The sequence below is a fragment of the Bacillus cereus group sp. N6 genome (assembly GCF_016483705.1).
GTDB classification, from domain to species: domain Bacteria; phylum Bacillota; class Bacilli; order Bacillales; family Bacillaceae_G; genus Bacillus_A; species Bacillus_A wiedmannii.
Window position 1 is genome coordinate 24,749 of the sequence record NZ_JAEHBI010000047.1, and the last position, 17,647, is coordinate 42,395.

Genomic DNA, 17,647 nt, shown 5'->3' on the forward strand with positions numbered 1-17,647 from the left:
AAAAGCAAGTGTTTAAACACTCGCTTTTTTATTTATATATTTATTTAAAACCTCATAATCCTCCGGGAAAGATAGCGTTAATTCCTTCATTTCATCTATCCTCTTCCAAGCAATTTCATGTATTAACTCATCAGAATCTTGGATTTTCATACTACCGCCTATTTTTTTAACGACATAATAATGAATGTATACAGGAACCCCGTATGTAATACCTTCTTTTTCGTATATTTTCTTTACAACTTCCACATTGTAACCTGTTTCTTCCCAAACTTCTCGAATACAACATTCTTCTAGTGTCTCTCCCTTTTCAAGCCCTCCACTTGGAACAGACCACCTTTTTTCTTCACCCTTTTGCCCTTGCAACACCATTAAAACTTCATTTTTTTCATTTATACATACTGCTGCACAACCTATCCATCTTTCCATATACATCCCTCCCCTACAAAAATTCACCTTTTTTATCATTTTCTCCTTGAAAAAAGAGGAAAAAAGTAAACTAATGACGAAAAATCACATTAACTTCATAGACAATCCCTTCTTAGAAATTAAAAACGGAAGGATGAAAATATGATTTCTAAATATGTTGTGGAATGTGTCTTTTGTGAAGAAAATCGAAAACCACGCCAAGCTATCGTAACAGTTCCCGCCACTACTCAGCTACTAGCCATTGAAAAAGTGCGTGCGGAATGTAAACGTCGTTTCGGAAAAGCTTTATTATTGCAAACAGAAATTAAAGAAGAAATAACTTTTGAACAAAAAGAAAGCCGACCATAAATTGGTCAGCTTTCTTATCCGATCATATTTTCACATGAAGATTAGGGGCATCCTCTTTAAGGATCGGGATTTTCCCATTATGTACGTTCCATAATGGTCATCGAACAATATATTTCTATGCAATTAATTATTGAATAGAATAGGGCAAAACTTGTTCGCATTTTTAGAAAAGGGATAGGGATATAATTCAAGTAGTACTTCGAATACTCGAACTTTACACTCATTATATTAAAGTAAATCCTTTTATATGGGAAATATGAATTACTTACATAATTCATTCGTAAAACATATTAGTTTGCTATATTATTTTTATTCCATCAATAACATACATCCAGCTACAACTGGTGTCATAATCATTGAAAGCTTCAAAAGCATACGTGGTGCATAATTTGTAAACTTCGCCCCGATATACGCTCCTAACATCGTGCCCATTAATACTTGCAATAACAGTATATAATCTAGGTAGCCTTCTGAACTATATCCTAGCCCACCTCCAATCGCAATCGGCAATATGACAAGCATTGTTGTTCCTACAGATTGCTGGATTGTTAATCCTAATAGAACCATTAATCCAAGTTGAATAAATGGTGCAGAACCAATCCCAAATGAACCAGCCATCATTCCAGTGACTAATCCGAGACATATACATTTCATTATATTGTCTTTCGAAAAATCTTTAATTTCTGCTAAAAGTAGTTCTTCCCTATTTTGAAACTTAATTAATTTAACAAACATAAAAATTGCAGATAAAAATAACATCCCAGCTGTAAACCAATGAAGAAGATGCGGTGGTATAAGTGAACCAAGCTTTGCACCAATATAAGAACCAAGTGCTCCACATCCACCAACAATCCCTCCTATAGTAACTACAACATTTCCTTCACGATAATGACTTATAACCCCAGATAATGTCGTAAATGCCATTGCAGTTAAAGACGTTGCAAGCGCAACATGAATAGGAATGTGGAATACTAAAGTGAGTATTGCGATAATAAAACCAGCTCCCCCTGCTCCAACAAATCCTAATAAAACTCCCATTACTAACATCGTTATAATAATTGCCACAGACTTTCCCTCCAGTAAAGCAATTATCCATCATATTCTTCCTTGTATACAAATAAAAAGCATCCTAGATGGATGCTTTTTATTTCAATAATATGTACTTAATCTTGATTAATCAAAATAACTGCCGGACCAGCGACTACTACTCCAGCTACTTCTATCTTTTCAAATTCCTTTACTGTAATAGATATAACTCCTTCTCTTTCCATTAATTCTTTACTCAGGACATCAGTCGGGATTGCTTTCACCGTCTTACCCCCTTTTCATTTATACAATATGATAAAGTGAAACTTTGAAGTGGGAGTCTTATTGCCCGCAAATAGCGAGATAAAAACAACCCAATGCATCCATATATATGCATCACCTCCGCTTTCATTCCTTATTCCACTCAAAATCCTTCTCTCCCTTCCGTAACATATTGAAAAATAAAAAAGCACTCGCAAAAGCGAGTGCTTTTTCATTATTTACTTTCTATTACTTTTAACATTCTATTAATAAATGCTGCCGATTCTCCACGCGTTGCAGAACCTTTCGGCATAAATTCATTATTTTCATTTCCTTTTACAATACCTAATCCATAAACACGTTGTACAGCTTGTTTATCATATGCTAAATCTTGATCCGAGAATGGTAACGGAACTAAGTTACCTTTAATTTTTTTATATTGCAGTGCACGATCAATCATGATAACAGCTTCATCTCGTTTAATCGTATCATTTGGAGCAAACGTCCCATTTCCTCTACCACTTATTATCCCAGCAGTTGCTGCACGATTAATACCATCTATTAGCGATGGATGTGCTGTATTTAAATCATTAAAATTCGATGATCCTTCAGGTAACTGTAATGATCTTGAAATTAAATTCGCAAATTCGCCACGTGTGACAAGACGCTCTGGCCAATAAGAACCTTTCCCATCCCCAATCATAATGCCTCGTTTATCTAATTCACGAATGTCTGCTTCGTACCAACCACCTGTTATATCATCTTTATGGTTCGCATCATAATAAACCTTTGTTCCTTGTAAGAATGGTTCCCACGCATTATTTTTAATCATAATAGCCGGACAATTCTTTCCACTCCAGAATTGATGTTTCTTCACATTTTCTAAAGGAATATGTAATTCTCCCATTAAATAAGCTGTTAATTTACGAGCATTTTCAACAGCTTTATTATAATCACCATCTTCGTTTACAGCAATTTCAATCGCAATTGATTCTCGATTTCCAGTTCCTTCTGCTCCATCTCCTGCATGCCAAGCATTTTCGTTTAATGGAAGATGTTGATAAATCTCTTTATCGTCTACCGTAAAGTGCCATGACGCTGAACGATCTTCCGTTCCCGTTGCTTGGTTATATAAATATATTGCATGGTTTTTAGCATTTGCCCCAACACTGTAATTATCTGTCTCATGAATCGTAATATACTTCGGCTTCATCGCATAACCGGGACGGATATTTTCATTTCCTTTCGGTACAATCATTTCTTTTAAAGTTACACCATAAATATCCGTTGTTTTCTCTTCTATTGGTGCAGCATACATAACTGCTGCACGTTTTGTACGTGCTGGTGTTGCCTCTTGAATAATTGAAGCTTTTGTTCCTTCAAATTTTGCTGAAGGTGAATAAATCCATTTTATCTCATCATTTATTTTTACTTGGAACCATTCTCCGGCCTGTCCAATTGCTTGAATATTTTGTGGCTCCAATACATTTTCTTCTTTGTATGAAGTAAATGGTTCAGAGTAAATAGAGGTTACTTCATTAATAACCAACTTTTCACTTAATAAAGGGTGAAATTCTTTAACCTCTACATTCCCCTCACTATTTTCTATCCATCCAGTTCCAGATGAAGTCCGAACATAGTAAGCGTTTCCTTTTCTCTTCTCAGCTTTTACAACTTGATTCGAAATGTGAACCCCTGTCTCTTTTTGAAAATTACTAGAATCATATAAAGGTACTTCTTTCACTATTTGTACAAGAAATTCGCCTTGCACTTCATTTTTTACTCCTGTATCTTCTCCTCGACCATCTTCCTCTTTCATATGGTTTTCAATACTTTTTAAAGCTTGTTCATCAGGTGAAACCGCTACAGTTTTTTCCAACTCATTAGCATAGGAATAATTCGGAATCGTTACCACGCTAAATACAATCGATGCAGCTAAAACATTATAAAATCTTTTTTTCATCATAATACTTAACACGCCATAATTAAATTCGTGTTAATTTCCCCCTCCTCAACCAAAATATAGGACATCTAGTAAACTATTAAACTACATAACCATTTACAATATAACAGACTCATTCCGATTCGTATAGATAGGAATGACTACTATTTGCCTACATTTACTATATTGGAATATAAAAAGAAGCTATAATATATAGCTTCCCTCTACATTTCTTTAACCTCTATGCACCTTATATTCCATAACTCTACCATCTCTATCAAATTGTAAAACAAGCTGTTCACTATCTATTGAAATAAAGCCACGTTCATTTCCAAGATAGTACGAAGTGGTAATCCCTTCTTCTCCATTTCTCGTTTCAGTAGGCGTTCCTAATAATTTTGTGATTTCTTCATTTGACTTCCCTGTTAATTTATATTTTTGCATTAGATCATCTACCATATGTACCCGTTTCTCTTCAGCATGTAACCACCGATCTTGATTAAACTTAGAGGTGTATGTATTCATACTTAATTGCGCAGTGCACACTATCAATAGAATACAACCTACTATCATTACACCTAGCATTTGCTTTTTTTCTGTATTACGATTTACAGAAGTACGTAAGACGAACTTTTGAATTACGACTAATATAGCAAATGGCATGACTACTACAAACATACTTTTTACACTTACTGACATATGAACCACATCAATAACAAACATAAACGCAAGATACATTAGTATATACAAACAAACATAAACATACAAAATACCCCTTAATATAGCACTCAAAAAGCCCACCTCTTTTTAATTTATTTTATAATTCATCCGGCTAATGATTTCTCGAAGTTTTTCTAACTCTTGATCTGTATATATTACTTTCCCTGTTAAGATCTCATTTCTGAAGAACGTTACAATTTGCTCTCTATCTTTTAATCTCGGCGTTTTTTCTTCAGACAGATCTAGCACTTCTTTCCCACTCTCATTATAAAAATACACAATCGGTTTTACTTTTTCCTTTACAATATCAACTTGTATTTCTTTCAAACAATTGTATAGAATATGAGATAGTTTCTTCGCTCTATATACTGGATTCCCTTCATTTTTCACTTGTATCGTTAATGAATCTTCACCTGTAACGCATTCAAATGTCTCTTCTTTCTCTACTTCTTGTTGATACTTGCCAATTTCATCAATCATAAATGAATATATACTAGCATTTTCTTTCGTTAAGCCATGAATTAATTTCCCTGTCCATTCTTTCGTCTCAAGTAGATACATACCCGTTTTACTTAAGACAAGATGATGAATGCGACAATCATTTCCTCCATGCTGATTTCTAATAAAAACATTTGGCATAATATGAAATTCAGTGTCTAGTATTATGCCTTGCTCTACGAAGCCACGCTTCATATAATGTAATGTTTCGTGTGTATTCACTTCAGCTCCATTTTTCGTATACTCTCGCAAATTTGCAATTAACTTTTGAAACATATGAATTTCGTTACTATGTTTTTCTTGCATTTCACTGCGTTCTTTACTATGTTGCACAGCTAATTGATTTTTCATCATACGCATATTTTCAAGTTCTCTAGCTGCACTTATTTGTAAATCATTGTATTTCTTCTGTTCTATATTTTTCAATGTATTTTGTTGTTCTTTATGCTCTGTAACCGTAGCTGCAATTTCAGTTTCATACGTTTCAATTGCTTGTTTCTTTTCAAATTCTACTTGCTGACTCTCTGATTCTAGCTGTTTATTTTTATAGAACAGCACGAATACTACAGCTAATAATAATAAAACCACACCTATTAGCACATAATCCATATCTTTACTCCTTTATTCCATTTTCATTTATTTTTATAAACATCCATTATATTATACTATGTTTTCAATATACACTTTGTAAAAATCACATATTTTTAATGAAGCGAGACTTTAATAAGCGATTTTCCCCATTCCCCACTGATTGTTTCAGGCTGCCCGCAAATAGCAGAATAAAAGGCATCTCAGGCGAGATACCTTTTACGTGCATTTTATTGTACACCATACTGAATATAACTTGGATCATAGTATATCCAGCCATTTCCACCTAACCCAAGCCAGCCATCTTGCTTACACCATACTCTATAAGCCTCACCGTGATGTAACTGTCTTATAACATTTCCATTTAATGATGGAGCATCCCGCAGATTCACATTATCACCAGTAATAGTCGCCACATAATGTTTATACTGAATGTAACTTGGATCATAGTATATCCATTCGTTTCCACCTAAAGCAAGCCAACCATCTTGTTCATTCAAAACTTCATATGATTCTCCTCTATTTAGCTGGCGAATTACACTAGATTGTAAAGATGGTCCACTCCGTAAATTTACATTATCGCCTTTAATTACAGCAACGCCGTAGACTGCAGTAGCAGTACTAGGTGGAGAAACATTTCCACCACCATTTGTTCCATTTCCTTGCAAAGCTTCTAATGAAACCGCTGCTGATACGTCACAATTTCCTAATACACCTGAAATTTGACCAGAATCTGTGTATTGCCATGCTGTCCACTCTGTCCATCCACCAGCATCAGCAGGCGGCGTACTAGAGTATTTAGAAATCCAAAGTGGAATATCGCTTAATCCGTTAATTCCAAACTCATTAATATACCAAACTCCTGTATATAACATGACATCTTTTCCAGTAGCCTGTTTCACATAATTTATGAAACTTCTTGCCCAATTAGATATAGCAGTACCAGTTAAATTACTATTACTCGGATCTATCGGTGATTCTAAATCTAAAACTGGCATTAAGTCTGTCTGATTGCTTTGTAATATGTTCACAAAATGTTTCGCTTCTGAAATTGCATCATTTAGTTCTGGATGTGCAAAATGGTATGCACCGATTAATACATTCGCATTTCGTGCTGCTTGTACATTTTGAACCAAAGTAGGATCAAGATTATTCACACCTTCTGTCGCTTTTGCATACGCCGCTGAAATACCCGATCCCTTCACTGCATTCCAATCAATGTTCCCTTGCCAATGAGACACATCGATAAACGTAATATTTGAACTAGATCTATCTTGCATATAAAAGCTCCTATCAATTTTTTTCATTTCGTATACATACAATATGTACAACTTTAATAAAGGGTCACGACGTTTCTACTATAGACATTGAGAGCAAACATATTTTATAAACAAAGTAAAAAGGCCTTATAATTACAAGGCCTTTTGTAAAATCCCTTTATTTTGTAGTAAATACATATTATAATACAACCCTTGCTCACTCAGTAATTCTTGATGTGTTCCTCTTTCTACTATTTCTCCATCATGCATAACAAAAATTTGATCTGCATCTTGAATTGTAGATAATCTGTGTGCAATTGCTATAGTCGTTCTCCCTTTTCGCATTTGCTGTAATGCTGTTTGGATCGCATCTTCTGTTTCTGTATCAATATTAGCTGTTGCTTCATCTAATACTAATACTTTCGGATTCGTTGCTATCGTTCTAGCAAAAGCAATTAATTGGCGTTGACCACTAGAAAATGCAGCTCCTCTTTCTACTACTTCTGTTTCATACTGCTCTGGTAATTTTTCAATAAACGTATTCGCTTGCACAAATTGTGCCGCTTCTTTTACTTCTTCATCCGTAATTTCTTCATTGTACATACGAATATTTTGTTTTACATTTCCCGCAAATAAAAATGCATCTTGCAATACGAGTCCTATTTTCTTTCTAATTTCTCTTTCTTCAAATCTCTCTAAATCTACACCATCTATTACAATATTTCCGGACTTAATATTATAAAATCGCATTAACAAATTCATAATAGTACTTTTTCCGCTACCAGTGTGCCCAACGAAAGCAACTGTTTGCCCTTGTTTCACGTGAAAAGATACATTTTTTAAAACATCACGTTTTCCATCATACGAAAAAGTAACATTTTTAAATTCAATTTCTCCATTAACAACTTGAGGATTTCCATCCCCTTTTTGAACTGGAGCTAAATCTTTCTCATCCATTAAATGAAATACACGTGATGATGAAACAAGTGCCTGTTGGAAAAATGATAATTTCATCATCATCATCTCATTTACAGGCTGGAAGAAACGATGTATATAGTTAACAAACGCATATAAGACACCTACTTCAACAGGACTCTTCAAAGCATCAATTCCAAATAAACCAAGTACTAACGCAATAGCCACAATATGAACTAAATCAGTTGCTGGACGTAAAAGTAACGCGTCTAACTTTAACGTCCGTCGCCCTGCACTATAATGTTTATTATTCACTTCTTCAAACTCTTTTCTCATACGCTTTTCTTGCCTGAACACTTGAACAATATTCATTCCTTGAATGGACTCATTCAACTTTGCATTTAACACGCTTAATTGATTACGTACTTCTAAATAAAAGGCTGCACTCTTCCGGCGATATAGCACCATAATTGCAAACATTATCGGAATTAATACGAGAGAAAATAGAGCTAGTTTTACATTTAATAAAAACATTGCTACTAAAATACCTATTAAAAAGACTACATTTTTGACAAATGTGGATAATACACTGACATAAAAATCTTTAATTGCTTCCGTATCATTCGTTATGCGCGATACAAGCGTACCAATCGGCGTACGATCAAAGAAACTTAATGACAACTTTTGAACATGATTATATACTTCAACACGCATATCTTGAACAATTTTAAAAGCGATATTTTGAAAATACAATAAGTCTAAATAAGTAAATAATACTTTTAATAAGTGAGCAATAAGATACACTACAAATAGAGTAACAAGTGCTGATTGATCAAAGTTACGTGGTACTAAATGTTCATCAAGAAATTGTTTAATTAAAAAAGGACCCATCATTTCAGTTACAGTTGCACCAACTAAAAAGATAAATGCTAAAGATAGTAACCTTTTATATGGCTTCATATAAGAAAGTAATCTACTTAAATCACTCCGCTTCTTCCCGGTCATCATACGCCTCCTTTCTCGACTAATGCTTCTAACTGCTGGCTCTCGTACATTTCTTTATACCAACCGTTTTCTTTCATTAATTGTTCATGTGTACCTCGTTGCACAATTCTGCCTTCATCCACAACAAGTATAAGATTGGCATGTTGAATTGCACTTAAACGATGAGCAGTAATAATCGTTGTTTTTCCTGCTCTTTCCCTCTTTAATGCATTTAAAATCGTTTCTTCTGTTTTTGCATCTACCGCTGATAAACAATCATCTAAAATTAAAATTTCCGCATTCGTTAATAAAGCACGTGCAATAGAGATTCTCTGTTTTTGACCTCCAGATAACGAAACGCCTCTTTCTCCTACTACCGTTTCATACCCTTCTGAAAATTGGAGGATGTCATTATGAATACAAGCAATCTCTGCAGCGCGGGTTATTTCATTATATGTAGCATCCGCCTTTCCGAAGGCAATATTCTCCCCAATACTCGCTGAAAATAAAAAATGATCTTGCGGCACGTATGAAATGGCAGAACGGACACCGTAAAGTGTTACATCGCGAATATCCCGCTCCCCAACTTTTAATTCACCACTAAAATGATCATACTCACGGATTAAACATTTTAATAAAGTCGTTTTCCCTGCTCCTGTACGTCCGACAACTCCTAGTGTTTCACCCTTCTTCAAATCAAAGTGAACATCTATTAGCTGTAACAGTTCATTTTTCTTATATGAAAATGAATCGACCGCAAATGTAACATCACCGCTTGCTACTTTATGTACAGCATCTTCTCTATTTACTACATCTGATTTTTGCGAGAGAATTTTTTCTACACGGTCATACGAAGCACGCCCACGCTCCATAATATTAAACAACCATCCAAAGGCTAACATTGGCCAAACGAGGGTACCTAAATACGTTGTAAATGTAACGAGATCACCTACAGTTAATTCACCCCTCATAACTAATACTGACCCGTAACACACTGCAATTAAAAAAGAAAATCCAACGATAAGAGAGATTGTTGGATCAAACAACGAATCAATACGTGCGACTAACATATTTTTATGTACAACATCTTCTGATTTTTTTCGAAATGCTTGTAAATCTTCTTTCTCTTGTCCAAGTGATCGAATTACCTTCATCCCACTCATACTCTCTTGCACTTTATCATTGATTTCTGAAAACGATTGCTGCGCTTTATGAAACCTTTTATGTAATAACGTTCCATAATAATTTGTCGAAATCGCTACAATCGGCATTGGAATTAAGCTTAACAATGTTAACTTCCAACTAATTGTAAAACCCATCGCTACGAGTACACATCCCCCAACCGCTAATGAGTCAACAAGTGTTAAAACGCCCGATCCAGCAGTTTGTTGAATCGCCTGAATATCATTAGTCGCATGCGCCATCAAATCACCCGTACGACGTGATTGATAGAAAGATGGGCTCATCCTTGTAAAATGTTCATATAAATTCTTTCGTAATTGACGGGCTAGTTTTAACGAAGATCCAAAAATCATAATACGCCATAAATAACGTAATATGTACATAGTAATCCCTACAACTACTAACAGAATAACCCACTTCAACAATTTTTCAGATGTTAATGTTCCATTATTAATTTCATCTACTACAATACCTAGTACTTTCGGAGCTACAAGTTCAAGAAGCGCGACACCAAATAACATAATAATTCCGATTATGTACGCTCGTTTTTCTTGTTTAAAAAACCACGCTAAATTAATAAATACCTTCATTTTTATCCTCCTCCCTTAAAATGAGCGATGTTTTCAGTTTACCAAAAATACTGAATTTTTAAAAGTTTTAAACTACATAACTAACAAAAAGAAAAGACACTCTTAGCGAGTGTCTTTTAGCGCTTATTTCGTTTGTTGCTTATTCATCGCGCTCATCATTTGATTGATTTTCTTTTGGGAAGGTTTTTGTCCCATTTGCATCATCATCATTTTTAACATTTGTTCATTAATTGGTGGATTTTTTTCTAAGTAGTTCATCATGTATTTGCGGGCAATGAAAAATCCTAACGCCACGCCTGCTACTAGTGCTACTACGCCCACTAGAATACCTAACCAAATTGGCATATATTTTCCTCCTTCATGTTGTCTACCTTACAGTGTACTAAAACCTTTTCAATAAGACAAGATACAATTCGACATTTTTTACACATATGTTCGTACTTGTTTTAGAGGATTCAGCCATCCGTACTTTGTATTTTCATAATCCATAGCTAAAAATGTTAATTCACACTTTCTTAACACCTCAAAGAAAGTCGTTTCCATAGAAACGTTTCCAGAGGTATTCATGCGAATATAGTGCGGTTTCACCATTATTTCGCCGTATTCCGCTCCTGTATAAAGTGTATGTGTATGATGTGTTCGATCATATTTACCAAGAACGCGCAAAGCTTGTTCTAATTTATGGTGAATTTTCATTACTTGTAATGGCATCGTTATATACATCATTTGTTTATATAACACTTTTCTCTCCGAAAGGGACCCAGATTCTGAAAATCTAGCAAATAAATCAAAAAACAAATATTCACGACCAAAGTAAGCTTTCGCAATATCCCCTTGAATTAAATACAATTCATACGTTTTCATCTTTCGCCTCCCAATCTGGACAACCTTTTCCCTTCATTATATAGAAGAAATTTTGCAATGATTGTCTGACTGCGGAGAGATAAAAAACTTTTTCTGTCGAAAAAACTCATTTACATAGAAAAATCTCTCCATGCCGGAGAGATTTTTCTAAAATCATTAAAGCATTTCTTTTACTTTACGAACAACGTTCTCTACAGTAAATCCATACTCTTCCATAATCTTCTCACCAGGAGCAGAAGCACCGAATGTATCGATACCTAACACATCTCCGTCAAGACCTACGTAACGGTGCCATCCGAATGTAGCACCCATTTCGATTGCGAAACGTTTTGTTACGGCTTTCGGTAATACAGATTCTTTGTACTCAGCTGTTTGAGCTTCAAAGCGATCCATAGATGGCATGCTGACAACAGCTGCGTCAACGCCGTCTACTGCTAACGCTTTTTGCGCTTCAACAGCTAGACTTACTTCAGATCCAGATGCAAGTAAGATTACATCAGCTGTTTCTTTCTTGCTTGCAGAAACTACATATGCACCTTTTGCTACTTTTTCATACGTATCTTCTTTTGCACCTTCTAATGTTGGAAGGTCTTGACGAGTTAATACTAAAGCAGTTGGTTTGTTTGTAGATTCTAGAGCTAGTCTCCAAGCTGCAACAGATTCGTTACCATCAGCTGGACGAATAACAGATACATTTGGCATTGCACGTAGCGCTGCTAATTGCTCGATTGGTTCATGTGTTGGACCATCTTCACCAACAGCGATACTGTCGTGTGTGAATACATACGTTACTGGCAATTGCATTAATGCTGCAAGACGAATTGCTGGACGTAAGTAGTCAGAGAATACGAAGAACGTACCACCGTAAGTTTTTAAACCGCCATGTAGTGCAATACCGTTCATTGCTGCACCCATTGCGAACTCACGTACACCGTACCAAATGTTTTTTCCGCTGTAATCATCTCTTGTAAAGTCTTTTTCGTTATTCATGTATGTTTTGTTAGAACCAGCAAGGTCAGCAGATCCACCGAAGAATGATGGTACAGACTCTGCAATTGCATTAATTACAGCACCTGAAGAATTACGAGTTGCTGCTTTTGATCCTAATTCATAAGTTGGTAAGTTTTGCTCCCAACCTTCTGGAAGAAGACCATTCATTGCCGCTTGTAATTCGTTTGCTAATTCTGGGTATGCTTGTGCATATTCACCTAGCATAGTGTTCCACGCTGCTTGCGCAGTTTCACCAACATCTTGTACAGTTTTACGGAAGTTGTCATATACTTCTTCTGCTACATGGAAGTCTTGCTCAGCAGTCCAAGCATATGCTTCTTTCGTTAATTTTGTTTCGTCTACACCAAGTGGAGAACCATGTGAAGCTGATTTTCCTGATTTGTTTGGAGAACCGAAACCAATTGTCGTTCTTACTTCAATTAGCGTTGGGCGTTTTTCGTCAGCTTTCGCTTCTTCGATTGCTTTCGCGATAGCTTCAATATCGTTTCCATCCTCAACACGGATTACTTGCCATCCGTATGCTTTGTAACGATCTTCTACACTTTCAGAGAATGAACGATTTAAATCGCCATCTAATGAAATATCGTTTGAATCATAAAGCACAACAAGACGACCTAATTGTAAATGAGCAGCTAATGAAGATGCTTCAGCAGAAACGCCTTCCATTAAATCTCCATCACCACAAATAGCGTATGTATGATGATCTACTACATTATACGCATCACGGTTATATTTAGCCGCTAAATGTCTTTCAGCCATTGCCATACCTACAGCAGTTGCAATACCTTGTCCAAGTGGACCAGTAGTTGCGTCTACACCTGCTGTATGACCGTACTCAGGATGTCCTGGAGTTTTGCTTCCCCATTGACGGAAGTTCTTTAAGTCATCCATTGTTACATCATAACCAGATAGGTGAAGTAGGCTGTATAGTAACATTGAACCATGACCTGCAGATAATACGAAACGATCACGGTTAAACCACGTTGGGTTATTTGGATTGTGTTTCATAAATTGAGTCCATAATGTATAAGCCATTGGTGCTGCACCCATTGGCATTCCTGGGTGACCAGAGTTTGCTTTTTCAATCGCATCGATGGATAATGTGCGAATCGTGTTGATAGAAAGTTGTTCGATTGAATGTGACATGCTATTCTTCCCTTCGCTTATATTAGTAAACGTTTTATACATTTATATGATAGCTTCCCACGCAAGATTATACAACATGTATCGACAAATATGTTGATATTTTTTTGGCTTTTCATAAAAAAATCAATGATTTCGGGAATGTATGGGTATTCAATATGACATACTTTTTCATTATTTTTATTTTAAAAAGAAAGGGAATTATCTGTATATTTATTCATCATTTTCAAATTCCATAATGCAAAATATATCCTTCCCCATTTTTCACTCTGCAAAGCAAACGAATAAAAGAATTTAAATCTTGGCATAATTTATCTCGATCAAATACGTATCTTTCATATCCTCCATCAGTATTATTATCATTTTCCCATTGAAACTGCCCTGTCAGTTCGATTGTTTCTGGCGCTAGAGAAAACATGTTAACTAGCGAACAAAATAACTGTTCTGCTATCACTGCCCCTTGCTGTTCTATTTTCGTAATACCATAATAGTGAATTCCAAACCCTTCTGCTCTTTTCGCTGGATAATAGGTCGGAATCCAATGGGTAAAATCTAATAGATATACGATTAGCTCATCACTTAATACAACACACTCATCTATCGTTGCCTCTTCTTTATATAGAAAACAAAGTTCAATCCAATCTATACCTATAAAATCCAACCCTTTTTTTTCATTCGAAACAAATACAAACTCGTGCTGTAAAGCCAAATTATCCCCCCTATTGCTCACATTTATTATTCTTATTATATAAAAAAGCACCTTTTATAGGTGCTTAAAATAAATTATACAATTTTCTTCCGTATCGAACTTGAAATAAAATCAATGATAATTACCATTAAAATAATACCCAATAAAATAATACCCAATAAAATAATACCCACACGAGACCAATTGCGTGAACTCAGTGCAAAAATTAGAGGCGTACCAATCCCACCTGCTCCAATAACACCTAAAATGGCAGCGGATCGTACATTAATTTCGAACCTGTATAACGTATACGATAGAAAATCCGGTAATACTTGTGGCAATACTGCATACCAAAGTATTTGAAAGCGATTCGCACCTGTAGCTATTAACGCTTCCGTCGGTCCTTTATCTATATTTTCAATTCCTTCTGAATATAATTTCCCTAACATTCCGATAGAGTGTAATCCTAAAGCTAGAACTCCGGCAAAGGAGCCTGGTCCAACAGCTTTTATAAATAAAAGAGCCATAACTAATTCAGGAAATGTACGAACAAAACTAAGTACAAATTTCCCAGTTCCTGCCGTTAATTTTCCACTGCTCATATTCGTTGCCGCCCAAAAAGCGAATGGAACAGATAAAAAGGCAGAAATAAATGTACCTAATATCGCAATTGCCAACGTATCAATTAAGCCATGTAATAAATCTTCACCATCTGGCAAAGATACATACGACCAATCTGGATTCAATACACCTGTCATAATTGCTTTTGTAATTTCTCCTGCCGTATCCTTTATTCCCTCTAGCGGGACTCCTGAAAAAGCCCATACATAAACAAATGCAAGTGCTATAAAAATAAACCAGCGATACACACTCGGTTTCTTCGGTTTTGGTACAATTATCGTCGTTTTACTCATTATAATTTCTCCCGCAACAATGTACTTACATAATCAATTAACAATACAACAACAAGAGTATAAATAATAATAGATGCAGTTTGTTGATATTGTAAAAATCCAAGTGTACGGTCATAATACACCCCAATACCACCCGCTCCTACTAAACCTAAAACAGCTGCTGCACGTACATTCACCTCAAATGTATAAAGAACATAGGAGACAAAATGTGCTTTCACTTGCGGAATTACCCCATACACAATCCATTGCACTTTATTTGCTCCTACTGCTGTCATCGCCTCTAATGGACCTGGATCAATCGATTCCATTGACTCATACAACAATTTCGCCACGAGCCCAATTGAGAAAAAAGTAAGAGCTAAAATACCTGGAAGTGGTCCTATTCCAAAAATAGCTACGAAAATTGCTGCTAATAATAAATCTGGTATCGTTCGGATAAAATTTAAAACCAATCGAGCTGGACCGTACAAAAATGTACTAGTAAACACATTACTTGCCGCAAATAGTGCCAGTGGAATAGCTAAAATCGCTCCTAAAGTCGTCCCAATAATCGCCATACGTATTGTATCTAACATCGCTGTTGTAATAACTTGAAAATAACTCCAATCAGGCGGCACCATCTCTTTTAACAAATCAATCATATTGGGAAAACCAACTACTAGTTTTGAAAATGATGCGTCAACCTGTACACTACTTCCCCACAACAGTAAAATGACTAGAATAGCCGTTAACATATGTTTCAACTTACTCGGCGGCTTCGGTATCGATTTCGAATATATCGTCGCGTCATTCATTTAACTGCCACCTCTAATAATTCACTTTTCTGCGCTACGTCTCCATAAATTTCAGCAAATTTTTCATCCGTTGCCTCTTCTACTGAACCATCAAAAACAATTTCGCCTGCATGTAATCCAATAATGCGTGTCGCATATTGCCTAGCTAAATCAATAGAATGTAAGTTTACAATTGTTGTAATCCCAAAATCTTCATTAATTTTTTTCAAATCATCTAATACTTGCTTTGTTGTTAGCGGATCTAACGACGCAACAGGTTCATCTGCCAATATAATTTTTGCTTCTTGTGCCAACGCTCTAGCAATCGATACACGTTGCTGTTGTCCTCCTGATAATTCATCAGCTCGCGCATATGTTTTTTCTAAAATATTCACCCTTTTTAACGATTGAAAGGCAAGCTCCAAATCTTCTTTTGGAAATAGACCTAACGTTGTACGAAAAGTCGAATGGTATCCAACACGCCCAGCTAATACATTCTTCAAAACCGTTGATCGTTTTACAAGGTTAAAACTTTGAAAAATCATACCAATATCCCGGCGCATGCGTCGTAATTCTTTTCCTTTCGCAGCAGTAATAGACTCACCTTCAATCAAGATTTCTCCTTCTGTAATCTCATGAAGGCGATTTACCGATCTAAGAAGTGTAGACTTTCCAGCCCCCGACAGCCCTACCATTACAACAAACTCACCTTTTTGAATGTTCAAGTTTATATTATTCAATCCTTTTGTACCATTCGGATACATTTTGGAAACATTTCGAAATTCTATCACACATCTTACCTACCTTCTATGTATTCAAAATGGCAAACTAACTGGAAACATACACCTTCCAGTTAGCTGCCATTTCCATATGTATTATTGCGTTTTTACTTTCTTTCCATATTCACGAACGATATCAAATTTACTATCATCAGATTTAACATATCCTTCATGTGAATATACTTCTTTAATGATTTTGTGACCTTCCTCATTCTTTCCTATTTCAATGAAAGCGTCCTGTAATTTCTTACTCCACTCTGCATCTAAATCAGAACGTACCGAAATCGTATCGTTAGGAATTTTTTCCGTAAATTTCACTATTTTCGTTTGATCGAATATATTCGGATAATCTTTTTTCACAATATTACGAGCATCTTGGAATACAACAGATACATCTACATCACCATTTAAAAGAGCAATCAGCGACTGATCGTGACCTTTTAATGTAACAGGTTTCACATCCTTTAGCGGATCAATTCCCTCTTTTAACAATACAGCCGCAGGCCATACATACCCCGCTGATGACGTTACATCTTGATAACCAATTTTTTTACCTTTTAAATCTTTTACACTGTTAATATTTGAATCTTTCTTAACTACAAACTCAGATTTATAAAAGTCTACTAAATCCTTTGTAGGAGCTCCCGTTTCATCATCTATGATGTTAGACTAAAAAGTAGACACAGGTTACTATAATAAAAAATGAACCAAATGAGGTGTCTACATGGGGAAAGTA

General features: G+C 35.6%; 17 protein-coding genes and 1 pseudogene. 1 reads left to right on the forward strand and 17 read right to left on the reverse strand.

Going from position 1 to position 17,647, the window contains the following annotated elements; all coding sequences use genetic code 11:
* Nucleotides 1-12: 12 nt before the first annotated feature.
* Nucleotides 13-426 (reverse strand): NUDIX hydrolase, encoded by a 414-nt coding sequence (locus JDS99_RS24590; RefSeq protein WP_199695860.1) that lies wholly within the window; start codon nt 424-426, stop codon nt 13-15.
* 141 nt (nt 427-567) lie between these two features.
* Between JDS99_RS24590 and JDS99_RS24595 the strand changes: the two genes are divergently transcribed.
* Nucleotides 568-774, forward strand: coding sequence for a DUF3903 domain-containing protein (locus JDS99_RS24595; RefSeq protein WP_000624203.1), 207 nt, complete (start codon nt 568-570; stop codon nt 772-774).
* A gap of 309 nt (nt 775-1,083) precedes the next feature.
* On the opposite strand, the gene JDS99_RS24600 is transcribed toward JDS99_RS24595, so the two are convergent.
* The 16 genes and pseudogenes from JDS99_RS24600 to JDS99_RS24675 all read right to left on the reverse strand — a co-directional run.
* Nucleotides 1,084-1,839, reverse strand: a complete 756-nt coding sequence (locus tag JDS99_RS24600; protein ID WP_098115240.1) for a sulfite exporter TauE/SafE family protein — start codon at nt 1,837-1,839, stop codon at nt 1,084-1,086.
* 98 nt (nt 1,840-1,937) lie between these two features.
* Nucleotides 1,938-2,084 carry a BC1881 family protein gene (locus JDS99_RS24605; RefSeq protein ID WP_000644411.1) on the reverse strand — a complete coding sequence of 49 codons (147 nt, stop codon included), beginning with the start codon at nt 2,082-2,084 and terminating at the stop codon, nt 1,938-1,940.
* A 212-nt stretch (nt 2,085-2,296) separates the two neighbouring features.
* Entirely contained in the window at nt 2,297-4,024 is a 1,728-nt protein-coding gene (locus tag JDS99_RS24610; RefSeq protein WP_199695866.1) for an S-layer homology domain-containing protein, read from the reverse strand.
* Between the two features lie 213 nt (nt 4,025-4,237).
* Nucleotides 4,238-4,804 carry a hypothetical protein gene (locus JDS99_RS24615; protein ID WP_087982038.1) on the reverse strand — a complete coding sequence of 189 codons (567 nt, stop codon included), beginning with the start codon at nt 4,802-4,804 and terminating at the stop codon, nt 4,238-4,240.
* Between the two features lie 6 nt (nt 4,805-4,810).
* Entirely contained in the window at nt 4,811-5,830 is a 1,020-nt protein-coding gene (locus JDS99_RS24620) for a nuclease-related domain-containing protein (protein WP_147786356.1), read from the reverse strand.
* 209 nt (nt 5,831-6,039) lie between these two features.
* Nucleotides 6,040-7,089, reverse strand: coding sequence for a GH25 family lysozyme (locus JDS99_RS24625; RefSeq protein ID WP_137012028.1), 1,050 nt, complete (start codon nt 7,087-7,089; stop codon nt 6,040-6,042).
* Between the two features lie 132 nt (nt 7,090-7,221).
* Nucleotides 7,222-8,988 (reverse strand): ABC transporter ATP-binding protein, encoded by a 1,767-nt coding sequence (locus tag JDS99_RS24630; protein ID WP_199695861.1) that lies wholly within the window; start codon nt 8,986-8,988, stop codon nt 7,222-7,224.
* On the reverse strand, nt 8,988-10,739 hold the full coding sequence (locus JDS99_RS24635) for an ABC transporter ATP-binding protein (protein ID WP_199695862.1): 1,752 nt from the start codon (nt 10,737-10,739) through the stop codon (nt 8,988-8,990). Before JDS99_RS24635 ends, JDS99_RS24630 begins: the two co-directional genes overlap by 1 nt.
* 123 nt (nt 10,740-10,862) lie before the next feature.
* Entirely contained in the window at nt 10,863-11,084 is a 222-nt protein-coding gene (locus tag JDS99_RS24640) for a YneF family protein (RefSeq protein ID WP_001123315.1), read from the reverse strand.
* A 78-nt stretch (nt 11,085-11,162) separates the two neighbouring features.
* Complete coding sequence (gene sirA / locus JDS99_RS24645; protein WP_199695863.1) at nt 11,163-11,603, reverse strand: sporulation inhibitor of replication protein SirA; 441 nt, start codon at nt 11,601-11,603, stop codon at nt 11,163-11,165.
* A gap of 156 nt (nt 11,604-11,759) precedes the next feature.
* Nucleotides 11,760-13,760, reverse strand: a complete 2,001-nt coding sequence (gene tkt / locus JDS99_RS24650; RefSeq protein ID WP_060487429.1) for a transketolase — start codon at nt 13,758-13,760, stop codon at nt 11,760-11,762.
* A gap of 223 nt (nt 13,761-13,983) precedes the next feature.
* On the reverse strand, nt 13,984-14,466 hold the full coding sequence (locus tag JDS99_RS24655) for a coproporphyrinogen III oxidase (RefSeq protein WP_088608934.1): 483 nt from the start codon (nt 14,464-14,466) through the stop codon (nt 13,984-13,986).
* Between the two features lie 74 nt (nt 14,467-14,540).
* Nucleotides 14,541-15,359 carry a phosphonate ABC transporter, permease protein PhnE gene (gene phnE, locus JDS99_RS24660; RefSeq protein ID WP_199695864.1) on the reverse strand — a complete coding sequence of 273 codons (819 nt, stop codon included), beginning with the start codon at nt 15,357-15,359 and terminating at the stop codon, nt 14,541-14,543.
* Complete coding sequence (phnE, locus tag JDS99_RS24665; protein WP_199695865.1) at nt 15,359-16,153, reverse strand: phosphonate ABC transporter, permease protein PhnE; 795 nt, start codon at nt 16,151-16,153, stop codon at nt 15,359-15,361. Before phnE (JDS99_RS24665) ends, phnE (JDS99_RS24660) begins: the two co-directional genes overlap by 1 nt.
* Nucleotides 16,150-16,923 (reverse strand): phosphonate ABC transporter ATP-binding protein, encoded by a 774-nt coding sequence (gene phnC / locus JDS99_RS24670; protein ID WP_087982021.1) that lies wholly within the window; start codon nt 16,921-16,923, stop codon nt 16,150-16,152. The genes phnE (JDS99_RS24665) and phnC overlap by 4 nt, the downstream gene beginning before the upstream one ends.
* Before the next feature lie 84 nt (nt 16,924-17,007).
* Nucleotides 17,008-17,571 (reverse strand): annotated as a pseudogene (locus JDS99_RS24675) (phosphate/phosphite/phosphonate ABC transporter substrate-binding protein); the annotation flags it as partial.
* Nucleotides 17,572-17,647 lie beyond the last annotated feature (76 nt).

Coding starts and splice junctions, on each gene's coding strand:
- JDS99_RS24590 (WP_199695860.1), bottom strand. CDS start 426: ATGGAAAGATGGATAGGTTGTGCAGCAGTATGTATAAATGAAAAAAAT.
- JDS99_RS24595 (WP_000624203.1), top strand. CDS start 568: ATGATTTCTAAATATGTTGTGGAATGTGTCTTTTGTGAAGAAAATCGA.
- JDS99_RS24610 (WP_199695866.1), bottom strand. CDS start 4,024: ATGAAAAAAAGATTTTATAATGTTTTAGCTGCATCGATTGTATTTAGC.
- JDS99_RS24620 (WP_147786356.1), bottom strand. CDS start 5,830: ATGGATTATGTGCTAATAGGTGTGGTTTTATTATTATTAGCTGTAGTA.
- JDS99_RS24625 (WP_137012028.1), bottom strand. CDS start 7,089: ATGCAAGATAGATCTAGTTCAAATATTACGTTTATCGATGTGTCTCAT.
- JDS99_RS24630 (WP_199695861.1), bottom strand. CDS start 8,988: ATGACCGGGAAGAAGCGGAGTGATTTAAGTAGATTACTTTCTTATATG.
- JDS99_RS24635 (WP_199695862.1), bottom strand. CDS start 10,739: ATGAAGGTATTTATTAATTTAGCGTGGTTTTTTAAACAAGAAAAACGA.
- JDS99_RS24640 (WP_001123315.1), bottom strand. CDS start 11,084: ATGCCAATTTGGTTAGGTATTCTAGTGGGCGTAGTAGCACTAGTAGCA.
- sirA (WP_199695863.1), bottom strand. CDS start 11,603: ATGAAAACGTATGAATTGTATTTAATTCAAGGGGATATTGCGAAAGCT.
- tkt (WP_060487429.1), bottom strand. CDS start 13,760: ATGTCACATTCAATCGAACAACTTTCTATCAACACGATTCGCACATTA.
- phnE (WP_199695864.1), bottom strand. CDS start 15,359: ATGAGTAAAACGACGATAATTGTACCAAAACCGAAGAAACCGAGTGTG.
- phnE (WP_199695865.1), bottom strand. CDS start 16,153: ATGAATGACGCGACGATATATTCGAAATCGATACCGAAGCCGCCGAGT.